General features: G+C 75.5%; 13 protein-coding genes and 1 riboswitch. Of the genes, 3 read left to right on the plus strand and 10 right to left on the minus strand.

The window, feature by feature from the left end; translation table 11 throughout:
- Window positions 1–21: 21 nt before the first annotated feature.
- Together ACE1OA_RS26810 and ACE1OA_RS26815 are read right to left on the minus strand one after the other, a co-directional pair.
- Window positions 22–588 carry a GNAT family N-acetyltransferase gene (locus ACE1OA_RS26810; protein WP_356778967.1) on the minus strand — a complete coding sequence of 189 codons (567 nt, stop codon included), beginning with the start codon at window positions 586–588 and terminating at the stop codon, window positions 22–24.
- Window positions 575–2731 (minus strand): penicillin acylase family protein, encoded by a 2157-nt coding sequence (locus tag ACE1OA_RS26815; protein ID WP_386541983.1) that lies wholly within the window; start codon window positions 2729–2731, stop codon window positions 575–577. The genes ACE1OA_RS26810 and ACE1OA_RS26815 overlap by 14 nt, the downstream gene beginning before the upstream one ends.
- A 90-nt stretch (window positions 2732–2821) precedes the next feature.
- Between ACE1OA_RS26815 and ACE1OA_RS26820 the strand changes: the two genes are divergently transcribed.
- On the plus strand, window positions 2822–3541 hold the full coding sequence (locus ACE1OA_RS26820; protein ID WP_356605609.1) for a siderophore-interacting protein: 720 nt from the start codon (window positions 2822–2824) through the stop codon (window positions 3539–3541).
- Between the two features lie 327 nt (window positions 3542–3868).
- Window positions 3869–4840 carry an SCO1860 family LAETG-anchored protein gene (locus tag ACE1OA_RS26825; RefSeq protein WP_356605607.1) on the plus strand — a complete coding sequence of 324 codons (972 nt, stop codon included), beginning with the start codon at window positions 3869–3871 and terminating at the stop codon, window positions 4838–4840.
- Between the two features lie 266 nt (window positions 4841–5106).
- Here the strand turns inward: ACE1OA_RS26825 and cobC are convergent, their stop codons facing one another.
- Entirely contained in the window at window positions 5107–6735 is a 1629-nt protein-coding gene (gene cobC, locus ACE1OA_RS26830; RefSeq protein ID WP_432753505.1) for an Rv2231c family pyridoxal phosphate-dependent protein CobC, read from the minus strand.
- Window positions 6732–7982 carry a bifunctional cobalt-precorrin-7 (C(5))-methyltransferase/cobalt-precorrin-6B (C(15))-methyltransferase gene (locus tag ACE1OA_RS26835; RefSeq protein WP_356605603.1) on the minus strand — a complete coding sequence of 417 codons (1251 nt, stop codon included), beginning with the start codon at window positions 7980–7982 and terminating at the stop codon, window positions 6732–6734. The genes cobC and ACE1OA_RS26835 overlap by 4 nt, the downstream gene beginning before the upstream one ends.
- Window positions 7983–8050: 68 nt before the next feature.
- Between ACE1OA_RS26835 and ACE1OA_RS26840 the strand changes: the two genes are divergently transcribed.
- Window positions 8051–8776, plus strand: coding sequence for a ZIP family metal transporter (locus tag ACE1OA_RS26840; protein WP_356778962.1), 726 nt, complete (start codon window positions 8051–8053; stop codon window positions 8774–8776).
- Between the two features lie 2 nt (window positions 8777–8778).
- Here the strand turns inward: ACE1OA_RS26840 and ACE1OA_RS26845 are convergent, their stop codons facing one another.
- The 6 genes from ACE1OA_RS26845 to ACE1OA_RS26870 form a co-directional block, all read right to left on the minus strand.
- Window positions 8779–10167: a cobyrinate a,c-diamide synthase gene (locus ACE1OA_RS26845; RefSeq protein ID WP_356605599.1), complete on the minus strand. Its 1389-nt coding sequence runs from the start codon at window positions 10165–10167 to the stop codon at window positions 8779–8781.
- Window positions 10161–10769 carry a cob(I)yrinic acid a,c-diamide adenosyltransferase gene (cobO, locus tag ACE1OA_RS26850; protein WP_356605597.1) on the minus strand — a complete coding sequence of 203 codons (609 nt, stop codon included), beginning with the start codon at window positions 10767–10769 and terminating at the stop codon, window positions 10161–10163. Before cobO ends, ACE1OA_RS26845 begins: the two co-directional genes overlap by 7 nt.
- Complete coding sequence (locus tag ACE1OA_RS26855) at window positions 10769–12802, minus strand: putative cobaltochelatase (protein ID WP_432753506.1); 2034 nt, start codon at window positions 12800–12802, stop codon at window positions 10769–10771. Before ACE1OA_RS26855 ends, cobO begins: the two co-directional genes overlap by 1 nt.
- Window positions 12803–12944: 142 nt before the next feature.
- Window positions 12945–14450, minus strand: coding sequence for a cobyric acid synthase (locus ACE1OA_RS26860; protein WP_356778959.1), 1506 nt, complete (start codon window positions 14448–14450; stop codon window positions 12945–12947).
- Window positions 14447–15409: a cobalamin biosynthesis protein gene (locus ACE1OA_RS26865; RefSeq protein ID WP_356605591.1), complete on the minus strand. Its 963-nt coding sequence runs from the start codon at window positions 15407–15409 to the stop codon at window positions 14447–14449. Before ACE1OA_RS26865 ends, ACE1OA_RS26860 begins: the two co-directional genes overlap by 4 nt.
- 33 nt (window positions 15410–15442) lie before the next feature.
- Window positions 15443–15576: riboswitch (cobalamin riboswitch) on the minus strand.
- Window positions 15577–15697: 121 nt separating this feature from the next.
- Window positions 15698–15919: a hypothetical protein gene (locus tag ACE1OA_RS26870; protein WP_260228563.1), complete on the minus strand. Its 222-nt coding sequence runs from the start codon at window positions 15917–15919 to the stop codon at window positions 15698–15700.
- Between the last annotated feature and the right edge of the window lies 1 nt (window position 15920).

Raw genomic sequence — 15920 nt, forward strand, 5'->3', positions numbered from 1 at the left:
AGGGGTCCCGCGGACGGCGTGTCAGCGGGTCAGGAACGCCAGACGGGCCTTCTTCTCCGGGATGAAGACCTCCGGGAGGTCCACCTCAGGCAGGACGACCTCCGGGCCCAGGGCGAAGCCGGCGCGCACCAGCCGGGCGATCGCCTTCTCGTTGTCGGCGTCCGGCTCGGCGACGACGCGGGTGCGGCCGGCCAGCGCGAATGCGGTCAGCGCCGTGAGCAGGCCGCCGGAGAAGCCGGGCTCGGGGCGGGCGGTCGGCGCGAGGAAGAGGTGCACCCCGATGTCGCCGGGCTGCACGTCGTAGCACTCGCCGACGCGGTCGGCGGCGGGGTCGTAGGTCTGGAAGATCGCCACGGGCTCGCCGTCGCGACGGGCCAGGTAGCCGTGGTGCGTGCTGAGCGAGTCGAGGTGCGCGTAGATGTCCCGCACCTGCTCGACGGTGGTGCCTCCCATGCCCCAGAACCGGGCCCGCTCCTCGTTGACCCAGCCGTGGATGAGGGCGGCGTCGGCGTCGGGGTCGATGCGGTCGATGCGAACGGTGCCGAACCCCTCGACGGTCTGCAGGTGCGCGGGCTCAGTGGTCGTCATGGGGGAGCTCCTTGGAGAGGTGGTTCCAGTCGGTGGTGACGGGGGCGAGGCCCCCGCGCAGCCAGAGCGGCAGCTGGTCACGGTGGTGCGGGTCGCCGGCGACGCCCGAGGCCCCGAACGGCACGACCCAGAGGCTGGCGTCGCGGTCGGCGAGGTCCCACACGTACCGGGCGGCCGAGCTGCGGGCGCTGCGGTCGGTGTAGCCGGGGACGCTGGACGTGGACAGCACGCAGTCGTGGTCCCCGGCGAGACCGGGCCACTGCGCGTCGTCGGCGTCCGCCAGCGCCTGCCAGGGGGCCAGCCGGTGCGTCGCGCCCCAGGCCAGCGGCTCGGGCCCGGCGGCGACCTCCTCGAGCGCCTCGCGGACGATCCGCGCGACGTCGGCCGCCGGTACGGGGCCGGTGACGAGCAGCGTCTCCAGGGCGTAGGCCACCCGCGGTCCGAGCGCGAGCCAGGGCTGGAAGACGTCGGGGTACGGCGTGCGTTCGCGGAGCGGCGCGAACGTGGCGTGCCCGGCGAGCCGGCGCACCACGGCGCCGCGGACGGCGGCGTACAGCCCGGCGTCGGTGCTGTCGGCCTCCATCCGCCGGTCCCAGGCGAGGAGACGTTCCCGCACCCGCGCGGCGGCGGGGGAGAGGGCGGCGTCCGCGTCGTGCGGCGGCGCCGGGTCCGTCGCCCGTACGGCGGCCAGGAGGCGCGCGGCGGAGGGGTTGTCGGTGTCCGTGTGGACCGAGGCCATCGCCTCGGGGGTCCAGGCGGTCGACGCGGCGAGCAGGGTGTCGATCCGGGCCGCCCGGTGGGCCGGCGCGAACTCCACGCCGAGCGGGGCCGCGAGACCCCGGGCGTTGGCCATGACCGCGTGGCCGTCGACGTCGGCCCGCGGCAGCGGAGCGGGGGCGTCCCGCCAGGCGTGGCGCGCTTCCCAGGCGGGCACCACCCGCAGGGAGTTGACCCGGTCGCGGACGGGCACCCGCCCGGCGACCCGGTGCAGCAGGCCGCCGTCGACGTCGGCGGCCTGGACGACGTTGACCGGCTCGATCCATCCGTCGACGGCGCGGTCCACGTCCGCGACGGTGCGGGCGGCGAGCAGTTCGCCCAGCACGCCGAAGCCCAGCTCGCCGGTCACCCGGGGCAGGTACCGCAGGCTGACGGCCTCCCAGGCCGCCGCGGTGTCCTGGCCGGACGCGGCGGCCTGTCCGGAACCGGCGTGCGCGTCGGCCTCCGCCGTCGCCGGCAGCGGTCCGGTGATCAGCGGCCCGCGGTCCGTCTCGACGACCTCGACCTCGACCGGATCGGCGTCCGCGACGTCGATCGTCTCCGTGTGGACGGCCGCCGGACGCCAGCCGTCGGGGCCGAGGGCCTGCACGTCCCCGGCCGGGCCACGGCGCAGCCGTTCCCGGTACAGGTCCTGGTAGTCCGCCATGGCGTTGGTGATCGCCCAGGCCACGTGTCCGGTGTGGCCGAAGTGCGGCAGTCCGGGGACGCCCGGGACCGCGAGGCCCACCACGTCGTACGCGGGGCAGGCGAGCCGGATCTGCTGGTAGACGCCGGGCGCCTCGATGAAGCGGTGCGGGTCGCCGGCCACGATCGCGGCGCCGCTCGCGGTCCGTCCGCCGGACACGACCCAGCCGTTGGAGCCCGCCGTGCCCGGCCCGTCGGTGGCGAACAGCTCGGTCCATTCCTCGCCGAGCCGCGTGGCGACCTCCTCGCGCCAGAGCTTGGTCGGGAAGCCGGCGAACAGGATGTGGGTGGTCAGCCAGACCGCCAGCGGCGTCCACGGCTCCCACCGGCCGGCGACGAGTCCGGTCGCGGCGAACTCCGGTGCCCGTCGGGCCCCTTCCGGCAGGCCGTCGTTGACCCCGGCCACGTACGCGCGCACCCAGGAGGCCGTCTCGGCGTCGAGCCGGTCGAAGCAGCGGCGGGCGGTGTCGGCGAGCCGCGCCCGCCGTGCGAAGGTGTCCCAGGCGATCTCGCCGGCTCCGAGGAACGCCGCCGTCGTGCCCTGCGCCCGGTGGCGTTCGACCTCCAGTTGCCAGGCCCGGTCCGTGGCGGTCACGCGCCCCTGCGCGAAGGCGAGTTCGCGCGGACCGGCGGCCCGCAGATGCGGAATCCCCCAGGCGTCCCGGAAGACCTCGAATGTCACTCTGTTCCCGATCTCTCTTAGGTTAGGCTGCCCTAACTTATGTGACGACCGTCCGGGAAGCAATCCCGGGCCCAAGGGGAGGAGAGCGCGATGGGGCACGGCTGGGAGGGGGTGGTCCTCAAGCTGATGCGCGGCAAGGACTTCACGTTCACGGTGACCGGGGCCGAGCAGGTCACCGAGCACTACCGCCGCGTGCACGTCACGGACGGCGGGCTGCTCGCCGCCGCGGGAGTCCACCCGACGATGTGGGTCCGGATCTGGTTCGAGGGCGGCGGCAAGCCGCACCAGCGCGCCTACACCCTGGTCGACCCGGACCCGGAGGCCGGCACCTTCAGCCTGGAGTTCGCCCTGCACGACGGGCTCGCCAGCCACTGGGCCCGCACCTGCAAGCCCGGCGACACCGTGGCCGCCACCCTCCAGGGAACCGGCTTCACCGTCCCCGAGCCGCGCCCCGAGCGCCTGTTCGTGATCGGTGACGCCGCCTCCCTGCCGGCGGTCAACTCGCTGCTCGACGCGATGCCCGGGGTGCCGGCCACCCTGTGGTTCGAGACCGTGCACGACTCCGACGAGCGACTGCCGGTACGGCTCGACCCGGACCGGCACGACCTGCGACGCGTCCCGCGCGCGGACGGTGGCGCCGCCCTCGTCGAGCGCGTGAAGGCCGAGCTTCCGGACCTGGCCGGCGAGGACCCGTACGTCTGGGTCGCCTGCGACACGGCCACGACCCGCACCCTCGGCTCGTACCTGCGCAAGGACCTGTCGCTGCCCAAGGAGCGGGTGCACGCCCTCGGCTACTGGCGCGCTTCCTGAGCAGGGCCTTCCCGCCGGTCGACCCGAAGCCGCCACCTGCGGCGTCGGGTTGACTTTCCGTTACCCGGAGCGGGTGCACGTCGTTGAATCTTTTCCGCGCGCGCCCGCACGGCATGCGACGCGCGGGACTCGCGGGAACGGGTGTGCCGAAAGAATCGAATATGGACACGGAAACCCCCCTTTGGAGTGAACTCACGTCAGGTGTCTGCCGGTTCACTCTCCGTGCGTAAAGATTCCGGTGTCCCAGTCGCCGGCGCCGCACGGACCGCGTGTCCCCGCGGTGTGCGGCCGGCGACGCCTTTCGTCCTCCGTGGGGGTTCCGCCACCGTGAACAGCAACACCTTCCGTCTGCCCGTACGCCGTACCGCCGCTGCCGCGACCGTCGCCGCGCTGGCCGTCGGCCCCGTGGTCCTGGCGGCCCCCGCGGCGCACGCCACGGGCGGCGAAGGGCGTGCCACCGCCGTCGTCCTGCGGACCGGCCTCGACGTCTCGCTGCTCGACAAGACCGTGGACGTGCCGCTGCGCACCTCCCTCAACGAGGTCAAGGCGCCCGAGACGGAGAACAGGACGGCCCTCACGGTGAAGGTGAAGGGGGCCGAGAAGGGCCGGCCCATCGACATCCTGCGGGCCGATGTCGCCACCTCCAGGGCGACGGTGGACGAGAAGAAGGCCGAGGGGTACGTGAACCTGGTCAAGGCCCGGGTGCACGTGCCGGGTCTGCCCCTGCTGTCCCTGATCGAGATCGAGAAGGTCACCGCCAAGGCGCTGTGCGAGACGGGCGGGCGTCCGGTGGCCGAGGCCAACGTCCTCGGGCACGTGACCGTCTTCGGCAAGAAGACGACCCTGTCGACGGGCGGGCAGACCAAGGTCGTCGTGCCACGCGTCGGCAAGGTGACCCTCGACCTGTCCCGTACCTCGACGACCTCGCGCACGGCCGCCGCCACCGCCCTGGAGCTCAAGGTGGAGGTCAACCCGCTGGACCTGGGAGTGGCCGAGGTCAAGGGCGTGGTGACGCTGGCCGAGGCGACCTGCAGGACGCCGAAGGGGACGCGTCCCGCCGAGGAGCCGACGCGGCAGCCCACCGAGCGGCCGACCGAGCGGCCCACCGGACAGCCGTCCGCCGAGCCGACCGGCGGGAGCGGTGTGACGACCCAGAACGGCGGCTCGAACCCGACCGGCCAGAACCTCGCCGAGACCGGCGGCGGTTCCATGACCCCGTACCTGGCGGGCGGCGCCGTCGTACTGCTCGCCGCGGGTGGCGGAGCGCTCGTCCTGGCCCGCGGCCGCGCCCGCGGCTGACGGCCCCGGGCCACGAGGCCCCAGGGGGGGCGGAGGGACAGGGGGAACGGGGGAGTGGGAGCCGGGACCGAGGGGGGGCCGAGAGGCCCAAGGTCCCGGCCGACACGAGCTGGGGCGCGCGGATCGGTGCCGGGGAGCGCCGGGGGGTCCGTGCCGCCCGCCACGGACCGAGGCGTGTCGGGCCCGTGGCACACCACGGGGAGGGCGAGGCCGACGGCACCGCCCTCCCCGCGGCGCACCGGGGGCCGGTGTCCGCCCCGCCGCCGTCAGCCCGCGATGAGCAGCGCCTGGTCCAGGGCCTGCAGGAAACGGTTCGTCGTCACCCGGTCCCGCACCGCGAGCCGCAGCCAGTTCCGGTCGAGGCCCGGGAAGGTGTCGCCGCGGCGCGCCGCGAAGCCCAGCGCCCGCAACCGCTCGCGCACCACGTCCGCCCGGTCGATCCGCACCAGCACGAACGGGCCCTCCGCGGCGGCCACCGCCCGTACCTCGTCGAACTCCGCCAGTCCGGCGAGCAGATGGGCCCGTTCGACCCCGACCCGGTACGCCGCGAGCTCCGCCTCCGCGAGCGCCGCCCGGGACATGCACGCCTCCGCGGCGACCAGCGCCGGCGTGGACACCGGCCACAGCGGCTGGGCCCGCTCCAGCGAGGCGATCGTCTCCGGGTCCGCGAGGACGTAGCCGATCCGCAGCCCCGCGAGCCCCCAGGTCTTCGTCAGGCTCCGCAGCACCACCAGACCCGGCACGTCCGTCCGCCCGGCCAGCGATTCGCGCTCGCCCGGTACCGCGTCCATGAACGCCTCGTCCACCACCAGCGTCCGTCCCGGCCGCGCCAGCGACACGATCGTCTCCGCCGGGTGCAGCACGGACGTCGGGTTCGTCGGGTTCCCGATCACCACCAGATCCGCGTCCTCGGGAACCAGCCCCGGATCCAGCCGGAAGCCGTCCTCGGCGCGCAGCAGCACCCGCCCCACCTCGTGCCCGGCGTCGCGCAGCGCCGCCTCGGGCTCGGTGAACTGCGGGTGCACCACCACCGGGTGCCGGGCGGGCAGCGCGCGGGCGAGGAGCACGAACGCCTCCGCCGCGCCCGCCGTGAGCAGCACCCGCCGGGCCGGGAGGTCGTGCCGTTCGGCGACCGCAGCCCGGGCGGAGCGGCCGTCCGGATAGGCGGCGAGCCCTGTCAGCGAGTCCGCGATCCGCTCCCGCAGCCAGTCCGGGGGAGTGTTCGTCCGGACGTTCACCGCGAGGTCGATCAGCTTCTCGTCCCGTACCTCCGCGTCACCGTGGTGCCGCAGATCGTGGGCGTCTCTGTGCGCGTGCGTATCCATGGCCGCCGTCGGGTGGGTGGGGATGGTGGGGGGTGAGCGGAGTTCGGGCGCCGGGCTGGGTGGGGGTGGGTCGAACGCCGCCTGACCACCGGTGTACCCGTGTCCCGAGGGCAACAACCGTACGGGGAGAGCCTGTTCGTTCGGACGAAGCGGTACGGAACGGGCGAGGGCGCACGTAGCGCGCCGCGATCTCCGCTTCGGCACGACCAGTTCGGCGCCGCCCCCGGCCTCGCCGGCCGCCAGCAGCGCCGCCGCCTCCGCCACCGAACCGGTCCCCGTCGCCGCCAGCGGCACCGCGGACGGATGCGGCACCGGGACACCCGCCAGCACCTCGGACGGGTACGCCCGCACGGGCACCCCGAGCCGTTCCGCCGTGCCCGTGATCCCCGGTTCGGCCGCGCGCGCCGCCACCGTCGCCAGCACTCGCACGGCCGAGACCGGCAGCCCTGCCTCCCGCAGCGCCGACTCCAGCAGACCCGTCACCTCGTCCGCGCCGACCCCGGACCGCGCGCCGACCCCGGCCACCAGCCCGCCGGCCGGCCACGCCTCCGCCGCCCCGCCCGCGGTCACCGGGTGCCCCAGACCAGGAACACCGGCGCCGACGGGGCCAGCGACGAGGACCCGTCGGGCAGCGGCAGCAGCCGCTGCGACTGCAGCAGGACACCGTCGACCGCGAACCCGCAGGCCGCCAGCGCCGCACGGACCGGAGCCACCTCCTCCAGCGCGCTCGGGGCGACCACGACCGCGCGGCGCGCGCGCCGCGCCGCCGCCAGCACGACCGCCCGCAGATCCCGGCCGCCGCCCCCGACGAACACCCCGTCCGGATCGGAGAGATGCGACAGGACCGTGGGCGCCGCCCCGTGCACCACCCGCAGCTCGGCACCCTGCGCGGCCGCGTGCCCGCGGATCCGCTCGACGCCGCCCGCGGTGCGCTCCACCGCGACCGCCGCCGCGCCCAGCCGGACGCACTCCACCGCCACCGAACCGCAGCCCGAACCGATGTCCCAGACCAGGTCCCCGGCACGCGGCCCGAGCCGGGCCAGCACCAGCGCCCGCGCCTCGTACGGCAGCGGCGGCACGGGCGCGGCGACGGTCGCGTCCGGCCCCTCCGCGACCGACGCCGCTCCCGACGACCGTGCGAGAGCCGCCCCCGCGCCCGCCCCGAACTCCGCGTCCGGCAGCGCCCAGCCGCCCGGCCCGGTGAGCGGACCGGTCACGGCGGGAGCCGGTCGCTCCGCCCGGGTCTCGTCCAGGCACAGGACCAGGTTCACGCCCTCCCAGACGCGGCACATCGCCTCGTGCGGGGCGACCCGTTCCACGCGCTCACGGAACGGGTCGCCGAGCGCCGAGAACACCACCAGCGTCCGCGACTCGACCCGGTGCACCAGCTCGGCGCCCAGCTCCGCCGGACCCACGCCGGGACCCGGCAGCACGGCCACCTTGGGATGCGCCCGGCACACGTTCACCGCACGGTCCAGCGCCGCCCCGGCCACACCCGCGGCGGCTCCGTCCACGACCACGGCGTCGTCCCACGACCGCCGCAGCCGGGCGAAGGCGAGACCCACCGCGCCGGGGCCCGGCCGCACGTCGAGCGCCTCGGCCCCGAAGCGCGCGGCCAGCGCCCGCACCACCCCGAAGAATCCGGGGTCCCCGAGCGCGCGCACCACCACCCGCGTCCCGCCCTCGGACACGTGCTTGCCGATGAGGTCGAGATCCCCCTGCGTCAACACGTCGCCCCGGACGTCCACCACCCACGCGGTCCCGCCGGCCGGGGAGCCCGCGTCCGCGCCCGCACCGGACCCGATCACCGTGATCATGCGGCCGGCCTCTCCGCGCCCCGCGCGGTGATGTGCGCGGGGCCCCGCCGATCGGATAGCAAGGGCGCATGGCCGTACTCGTCGCGCTCGGCGCGTTCCTCATGACGCTGTTCGGCGGCTGGACGGCGCAGCGCGTCACCGACCGGCGCCACCTGGTCCTCGGCCTCGCGGGCGGGCTCATGCTCGGCGTGGTCGGTCTCGACCTCCTGCCGGAGGCCATGGAGGCCGCGGGGCACCGGGTGTTCGGCGTCCCGCAGGCGCTGCTGCTCTTCGTCGGCGGCTTCCTCCTCGCCCACGTGGTCGAGCGGCTGCTGGCCGTCCGCCGGGCCGCGCACGGCGTCGGGGCCGACGAGCGGGTCCCGCAGGTCGGCCTCACCGCGGCGGCGGCCATGATCCTGCACAGCCTCATGGACGGCATCGCGCTCGGCGCCGCCTTCCAGGTCGGCGGAGGCATGGGCGCCACCGTGGCCCTCGCCGTCATCACCCACGACTTCGCCGACGGCTTCAACACGTACACGATCACCAGCCTGTACGGGAACGCCCGGCGCAGGGCGGTCGCGATGCTGGTCGCGGACGCGCTCGCGCCGATCCTCGGCGCCGCGTCCACCCTGTTGTTCACCCTGCCGGAGGAACTGCTCGGCAGCTATCTCGGGTTCTTCGGCGGCGCCCTGCTCTACCTCGCCGCCGCCGAGATCCTCCCCGAGGCCCACCACGAACACCCCGCCCGTTCCACCCTGCTGTGCACGGTGTCGGGCGTGGGATTCATCTGGCTGGTGGTGGGCCTGTCCGGCTGACGTCACGTACCCGACTCCGCGCCGTGGCCGGGCCCGCAGTGCGCGACGAACCGCGCTGCGGCCTCCGGCGCCCCCGCCCAGTGGGTGTGCACGTAGCTCGCGTGCACCCCGTCCTGGACGAAGCCCTCGACCCGGCGCTCGGGCTGCCGCAGCCCCCAGGCCGCCCGCGCGCCGGCGGCCGGCTCGATCACGGTCCGGTGGAACTCGTGGCCCCGCATCCGGGCGCCGGCGGCGGCGAGCGGACTGTCGCTCACGGCCACGGCGTCCCGGTACCCGAGGGTGAGCCGCTCGGACATCCGCGCGTCGGCGTCCAGGACCCCGCACATGGGCGTCCCGTCGAGGGACCGCGCCAGGTAGAGCAGCCCCGCGCACTCCGCGGCGACCGGGGCGCCGGAGCGCGCCAGTTCGGCCACGGCCTTGCGCAGCGGCTCGTTGGCGGACAGCTCCGGTCCGTACATCTCCGGGAAGCCGCCGCCTATGACGAGCCCGGACGTCCCCTCGGGCAGGCTCTCGTCCCGCAGCGGGTCGAAGGTGACGACCTCGGCGCCGGCTGCCGTCAGCAGCTCGGCGTGCTCGGCGTACGAGAAGGTGAACGCGGCCCCGCCGGCGACGGCCACGACCGGCCGCCGCGGCCGCTGGGCCGCCCGGCTCGGAACCCCGGCCCACGGACCGTTCGGGTCCCACGCCTCGGTGCGGAGGTCGGGGGCGCTGCGCGCGAGCGCCAGCAGCCCGTCCAGGTCGCAGCCCGCGCGCACCTGTTCCGCCTGCGCCGCCACCGCCTCCACGGCGGCCGCCTGCCGCTCCGCGACGGGCACCAGGCCCAGGTGCCGCGACGGCGTCGCGACCGCCGGAGCCCGGCGCAGGACGCCGAGCACCGGCACGCCCGACTCCCCGAGGGCCTCGCGCAGCAGGTGCTCGTGCCGGTCGGTGGCGACCTTGTTGAGGATCACCCCGCCGATCCGCACCTCCGGGTCCCAGGACGCGAAGCCGTGCACCAGAGCGGCCACCGACCGGGACTGGGACGAGGCGTCCACGACCAGCACCACGGGAGCCTTCAGCAGCTTCGAGACCTGCGCGGTCGAGGCCAGTTCGCCCTGGTCGGCGGCGCCGTCGTACAGCCCCATGACCCCTTCGACGACCGCCAGGTCGCAGCCGCGCGACCCGTGCGCGAAGAGCGGCGCGACCAGGCCCGTACCGCACATGTACGCGTCGAGGTTGCGGCCCGGTCGGCCGGTGGCCAGGGCGTGGTAGCCCGGATCGATGTAGTCCGGGCCCACCTTGTGCGGGGACACCGCCAGACCACGCCCGGCGAACGCGGCCATCAGGCCGGTCGCGACCGTGGTCTTGCCCGCGCCGGAGGACGGCGCGGCGATGACGAGACGTGCTACCACTCGATGCCCCGCTGGCCCTTCTGACCCGCGTCCATCGGGTGCTTCACCTTCGACATGTCGGTGACGAGGTCCGCGAAGTCCAGCAGCTCCTGGGGCGCGTTGCGGCCGGTGATCACCACGTGCTGCTGCCCCGGCCGGTCGCGCAGCACCTCGACCACCTCGGCGGTGTCGATCCAGCCCCAGTGCAGCAGATAGGCGAACTCGTCGAGGACGTAGAACTTGTACGCCTCGGCGGCCAGGTCCCGCTTGACCTGCTCCCAGCCCTCGCGAGCCTTGTCCTCGTGCGACTGCTCGCCCTCGGCGACCTCGCGCTGGATCCAGGACCAGCCCTCGCCCATCTTGTTCCAGGTGACGGGGCCGCCCTTGCCCGTCTCGCCGAGCGCCTTGAGGGCGTTCTCCTCGCCGACCCGCCACTTGGCGGACTTGACGAACTGGAACACCCCGACCGGCCAGCCCTGGTTCCAGGCGCGCAGCGCCATGCCGAAGGCGGCGGTCGACTTCCCCTTGCCGACGCCGGTGTGCACCATCACCAGCGCACGGTTGCGGCGCTGGCGGGTGGTCAGACCGTCGTCGGGAACGACGGTCGGCTGTCCCTGTGGCATTAAGCGGCCCTCCTGGTCGCGTGTCCGGCTTGTACGTCCCTGACGAGTCCGGCGATCGAGTCGGCGCGCAGCTCGTCCAGGGTCACTGCGGTGCCGCCCAGTTCACGGGCGAGATCCCCGGCGAGCCCGAGGCGCACCGGCCCCGTCTCGCAGTCCACGACGACGGCCGCCGTGCCCTCCGCGGCGTGCAGCCGCGCGGCCCGGGCGGCCAGCGCGACCGGGTCCTTGCCGCCGGTCGCCCGGCCGTCGGTGACGACGACGAGCAGGGGCCGGCGCGAGGGGTCGCGCAGCCGCTCGACGCGCAGCACGTCGTGCGCCTTGAGGAGCCCGGCCGACAGCGGCGTACGGCCGCCGGTCGGGAGCTGTTCGAGGCGGGCGGCCGCCGCGTCCACCGACGACGTCGGCGGCAGCGCCACCTCGGCGTCCCGGCCGCGGAAGGTGATCAGACCGACCTTGTCGCGCCGCTGGTAGGCGTCCAGGAGCAGGGAGAGCACGGCCCCCTTGACGGCGCTCATCCGCTGCCGTGCCGCCATCGAACCGGACGCGTCCACGGCGAACAGCACCAGGTTGCCCTCGCGGCCCTCGCGGGTCGCCTGCCGCAGGTCGTCCCGGCGGACGACCAGCCCGGCACCGGTACGCCCGCGGGCCTTCTGGTGCGGCGCGGCGGCCTGCACGGTCGCCGACAGGTGCAGCTTCGTCAACGTGCCCCGGGGGCGCACGGCGCCGGTCGTCCTGCCGTGCTCGGTACGGGCGCGGGAGCGGCGCCCGGCCGCACCCTCGCCGAGCCCGGGCACGCTGAGCATCTTCGTCCGGAAGGGCTCGGCCGCCTTGACGGCGGCCCGCTCGCCCGCGCCGGACCCGCCCGGCGCGGGAGCGGACGCCGGACCCTCGTCCGACCCGGTGCTCTCCGGGGCCGCCTCCGGCCCCTCGCCTTGCGGCGGTACGCCCCCGCCCCCGCCTCCGCCGGGGCCGCCGTCGCCCGGGCCCGGATCCGGGTCGTCGTCGTCCGTGTCCGTGTCCGTGTCCCGGAACCGGTCCAGCGTCTCGTCGAGCTTGTCCTCGTCGAGGCCGGGCGCGTCGAAGGGATTGCGCCGCCTGCGGTGCGGGAGCGCGAGCAGGGCCGCCTGCCGCACGTCCTCGGCGGTGACGTCCGTCCGTCCGTCCCACGCGGCCAGCGCCGTGGCGGTGCGGGCCATCACGATGTCCGCGCGCATGCCGTCGACCTCGAACGCGGCGCAGGTCGCGGCGATCCGGAGCAGTGCGGTGTCGCCGAGGACCACGGCCGGCAGCAGCGCCCGGGCCGCGACGATCCGGTCCCGCAGCGCGCGCTCCTCGTCGGCCCAGCGCGTCGCGAAGGCGGCCGGATCGTCGTCGTACGCCAGTCGGCGCCGCACGACCTCGACCCGCTGCTCGGGCTCGCGGGACGCGGCGACCTCGACGGTCAGCCCGAAACGGTCCAGCAACTGCGGCCGCAGCTCGCCCTCTTCGGGGTTCATGGTCCCGACCAGCAGGAAGCGGGCCGCGTGCCGCACCGAGACTCCCTCGCGCTCGACGTACGAGGAGCCCATGGCGGCGGCGTCGAGCAGCAGGTCGATCAGGTGGTCGTGGAGGAGGTTGACCTCGTCCACGTAGAGGATCCCACGGTGCGCGTCGGCGAGGAGCCCGGGCTCGAACGCCTTCACGCCCTCGGCCAGGGCCCGTTCGATGTCGAGGGCGCCGACCAGCCGGTCCTCGGAGGCGCCGACCGGCAGTTCCACCATGCGCGCGGCGCGGGCGGCGGCCGCGGCGGCCTCGTGCGGCCCGTCCGGGCAGGCCGGATCGGGCGTGGCCGGGTCGCAGCTGAACCGGCAGCCCGCCACCACCGGAACCTCCGGAAGCAGGTCCGCGAGCGCGCGGACGGCCGTGCTCTTGGCGGTGCCCTTCTCGCCGCGGACGAGGACACCGCCCACCGCCGGGCTGACGGCGTTCAGCAGCAGCGCCAGCCGCAGGTCGTCCATGCCGACGACGGCGGTGAACGGGTACCGGGTGCTCATCGGTCGATCCTTCCTTCGGGTTCGCTGTGGGTGTCCCGGGGCGCACGCGCCTCGCGCGCGAGCGGGCGGCGCGTGCCGACGGGGGTGCGCGCGTGGGCGCCGGCGGATGCGCGGATGGTGCCGGTCCGGGTGCCGGCGGCGCTCACGGGGCGCCCGGCGGGATGAACGGCAGCCCGGCCGGCGGACCGCTCTCGATCAGCCGCAGCAGCGCGTCCGTGTCCGCGTGCTCCTCGATCAGGTCGCCCAGCCGGTCCAGCTGCTCCTCGCGCAGCGCGCCGAACGACGTGTCGGGCGCCGGGACGAACCGCCGCCCGGCCGCCGCCGCCACCTCGCGCAGGAACGCCCGGCGGAAGCCGTCGCTCTCCAGCGAGCCGTGCCAGTGCGTCCCCCAGACGGCGCCGACCCGGCAGCCGTCCAGGAACGGCTCCCCGCCCAGCACCTCGGCGACGCCGTGGTGGATCTCGTAGCCCTCCACGCGCTCGCCGAGCGCCTCGCCGACCGGCCGGGCCAGCGTCTTGTCGACCGCGAACCGGACCCGGACCGGCAGCAGCCCGAGCCCGTCCACGGCCCCGGCCTTGGACTCGACCTCGTCCTCGATCCGGATCCCGAGCGCCTGGAAACCACCGCAGACGCCGAGGACCGGGCGGCCCTCCGCGGCCCGGCGCGCGAGCGCGTCGGCGAGGCCGCGCTCGCGGAGCCAGGCGAGTGCCTTCACCGTCCCTCGGGTGCCCGGCACGATCACCAGGTCCGCGTCGACGAGCTCCTCGGCGCGGTCCACGAAGCGCACCACCACGCCCGGCTCGGCCGCCAGCGCGTCCACGTCCGTGAAGTTGGACATCAGCGGCACCGCGCAGACCGCGACCCGCAGGACGTCCTCGCCGACCGGCGGCGCCACGACCGACTCGCGGACCGCGCCGCGCATCGAGACCCGCAGTCCGTCCTCCTCGTCGATGCCGAGGCCGTGGGCGTACGGCAGGACGCCGAAGGTCCGCCGGCCGGTCAGCCCGTGCAGCATGTCGAGCCCGGGCTCCAGCAGCGTCACGTCGCCGCGGAACTTGTTCACCAGATAGCCCGCGATCAGCTCCTGGTCCTCCGGCGCGAGCAGGGCCGTCGTCCCGAAGAACTGGGCGAACACCCCGCCCCGGTCGATGTCGCCGACCACGAGCACCGGCAGCCGTGCGGCCCGCGCGATGCCCATGTTCACGATGTCCGTGCGCCGCAGGTTGATCTCGGCCGGACTGCCCGCCCCCTCGCAGATCACGGCGTCATACGTGCCCCGCAACTCCTCCAGGCACGCCATGACCGGCTCGAAGAGCTCCCGCTGCCGGCCTCCGTGGTAGCCGCGCGCGCTCAGCTCGCCCACCGGCCGGCCCATCAGCACGACCTGGCTGGAGCGGTCGCTGCCCGGCTTCAGCAGCACCGGGTTCATCAGCGCGGTCGGCTCCACCCGGGCCGCCTGCGCCTGCATGGCCTGGGCCCGGCCGATCTCCGCGCCCTCGCGGGTCACGAAGGAGTTCAGGGACATGTTCTGGCCCTTGAACGGGGCCACCTTCACCCCCTGGCGGACCAGCCAGCGGCAGATGCCGGCCGTGACGACGCTCTTCCCCGCGTCGGACGTGGTCCCGGCGACCAGCAGTCCGCCCCTCATATCCGCCTCCGCTTGATCGCACCCATGATCAGCCGGCCGCCCACACAGGCCGCCAGCGTCAGTCCCGTCACGCGCCGCGACAGCCGCACGGCCCGCTCGATGTCCGCGACCTCCACGTCCCGTCCCGCCCCGTTCAGCACCGGCCGGTGCTCTACCCGCCCGCCGTACGAGAGCGTCCCGCCGAGCCGTACGCCGAGGGCGCCGGCGAACGAGGCCTCCACCGGGCCCGCGTTGGGGCTCGGGTGCCGGCCGGCGTCGGCCTTCCAGGCGCGGGCGGCGCCCCGCGGGTCGCCGCCGGCCACCGTGGCGAGCACGGCGGTCAGCCGGGCGCCCGGCCAGCCCGCCAGGTCGTCGAGCCGGGCCGAGGCCCAGCCGAAGCGCCGGTGGCGCGGGGACTTGTGGCCGACCATCGCGTCGAGCGTGTTCACCGCACGGAAGCCGATCAGCCCCGGCACCCCGGCGACGGCGCCCCAGACGAGCGCCCCCACGACCGCGTCGGAGGTGTTCTCGGCGACCGACTCGACGACGGCGCGGGCCATCGCGGGGCCGTCGAGGGACTGCGGGTCGCGCCCGCACAGATGGGGCAGCCGCTCGCGGGCCACGTCCAGGTCCCCGGCGGCGAGCGCCCCGCCGACGGCACGGGCCTCCCGGCCCAGGGTGGTGCCGCCGACGACGGCCCACACGGCGGCGGCGGTCAGGGCGACGGAGGCGGCTCGCCGGTCCCGTACGGCCCGTGCGGCCAGCGCGCCGGCCGCGGTCGCGCCACCGGCGCAGACGGCGGTGTGCAGGGCGCCCCACCCGCGGTGGTCGTGCCAGAGAAGCCGTTCGACGGCGCCCGCGGCCCGTCCGAACGCGGCGACCGGATGGCCGCGGCGGGGGTCGCCGACGAGCAGGTCCGCCGCCAGACCGGCGGCGGCGCCGTACGCGAATACACCTGTGGCTGCACTGCGGCCGGGCATGGCGCTGTGTCCTCACTCAGGGTCCGCGCCCTGGCTCGACGTGACCGGCGGGGAGAGTTCCTGACTCCCGGGGAGGCTCTCCCCGGTCACAGTGGCGGGACCGCGCCGGAATCGCACCGGGCTTCCTCTTCTGCCGCCGTAATGGCCCCGGAAGTCCACCACGCTGTGCGAACACCCGTCAACTCACCCTTGACCTGCGGCGGGACAGTGTGCGAAGCCCCACAGCACGACGGCCGGGCGGGCCGCACCCGAGGGTGCGGCCCGCCCGGCCGGTGGGGTCGTCCCGCGTCAGACGACGATCAGATAGATCCCGTACGCGACGGCCGCCGCGCACAGGGCGAAGCAGGCGTACGCGCCGGTACGCGCGAGGGTGGCGGAGCCTCCCTGGGCCGCGGCCTGCTCCTGCTTGGAGAGGCCGACGATGCCGAGGGTGAACAGGCCCACGAGGGCGACGGTCGCCACGAGGCTGACTCCGAAGACGGAGCCGAGAGCTGCCCAGTCGATCTTCATG

Origin of the sequence: Streptomyces sp. JL2001 (assembly GCF_050917515.1) — a bacterium.
In the GTDB taxonomy this organism is placed as follows: Bacteria; Actinomycetota; Actinomycetes; order Streptomycetales; family Streptomycetaceae; genus Streptomyces.

What these genes read in the sequence shown, in the direction of transcription:
- ACE1OA_RS26810 (WP_356778967.1), bottom strand. Translation starts at nt 588, where the DNA reads ATGACGACCACTGAGCCCGCGCACCTGCAGACCGTCGAGGGGTTCGGC.
- ACE1OA_RS26820 (WP_356605609.1), top strand. Translation starts at nt 2,822, where the DNA reads ATGGGGCACGGCTGGGAGGGGGTGGTCCTCAAGCTGATGCGCGGCAAG.
- ACE1OA_RS26835 (WP_356605603.1), bottom strand. Translation starts at nt 7,982, where the DNA reads ATGATCACGGTGATCGGGTCCGGTGCGGGCGCGGACGCGGGCTCCCCG.
- ACE1OA_RS26840 (WP_356778962.1), top strand. Translation starts at nt 8,051, where the DNA reads ATGGCCGTACTCGTCGCGCTCGGCGCGTTCCTCATGACGCTGTTCGGC.
- cobO (WP_356605597.1), bottom strand. Translation starts at nt 10,769, where the DNA reads ATGCCACAGGGACAGCCGACCGTCGTTCCCGACGACGGTCTGACCACC.
- ACE1OA_RS26855 (WP_432753506.1), bottom strand. Translation starts at nt 12,802, where the DNA reads ATGAGCACCCGGTACCCGTTCACCGCCGTCGTCGGCATGGACGACCTG.
- ACE1OA_RS26860 (WP_356778959.1), bottom strand. Translation starts at nt 14,450, where the DNA reads ATGAGGGGCGGACTGCTGGTCGCCGGGACCACGTCCGACGCGGGGAAG.
- ACE1OA_RS26865 (WP_356605591.1), bottom strand. Translation starts at nt 15,409, where the DNA reads ATGCCCGGCCGCAGTGCAGCCACAGGTGTATTCGCGTACGGCGCCGCC.
- ACE1OA_RS26870 (WP_260228563.1), bottom strand. Translation starts at nt 15,919, where the DNA reads ATGAAGATCGACTGGGCAGCTCTCGGCTCCGTCTTCGGAGTCAGCCTC.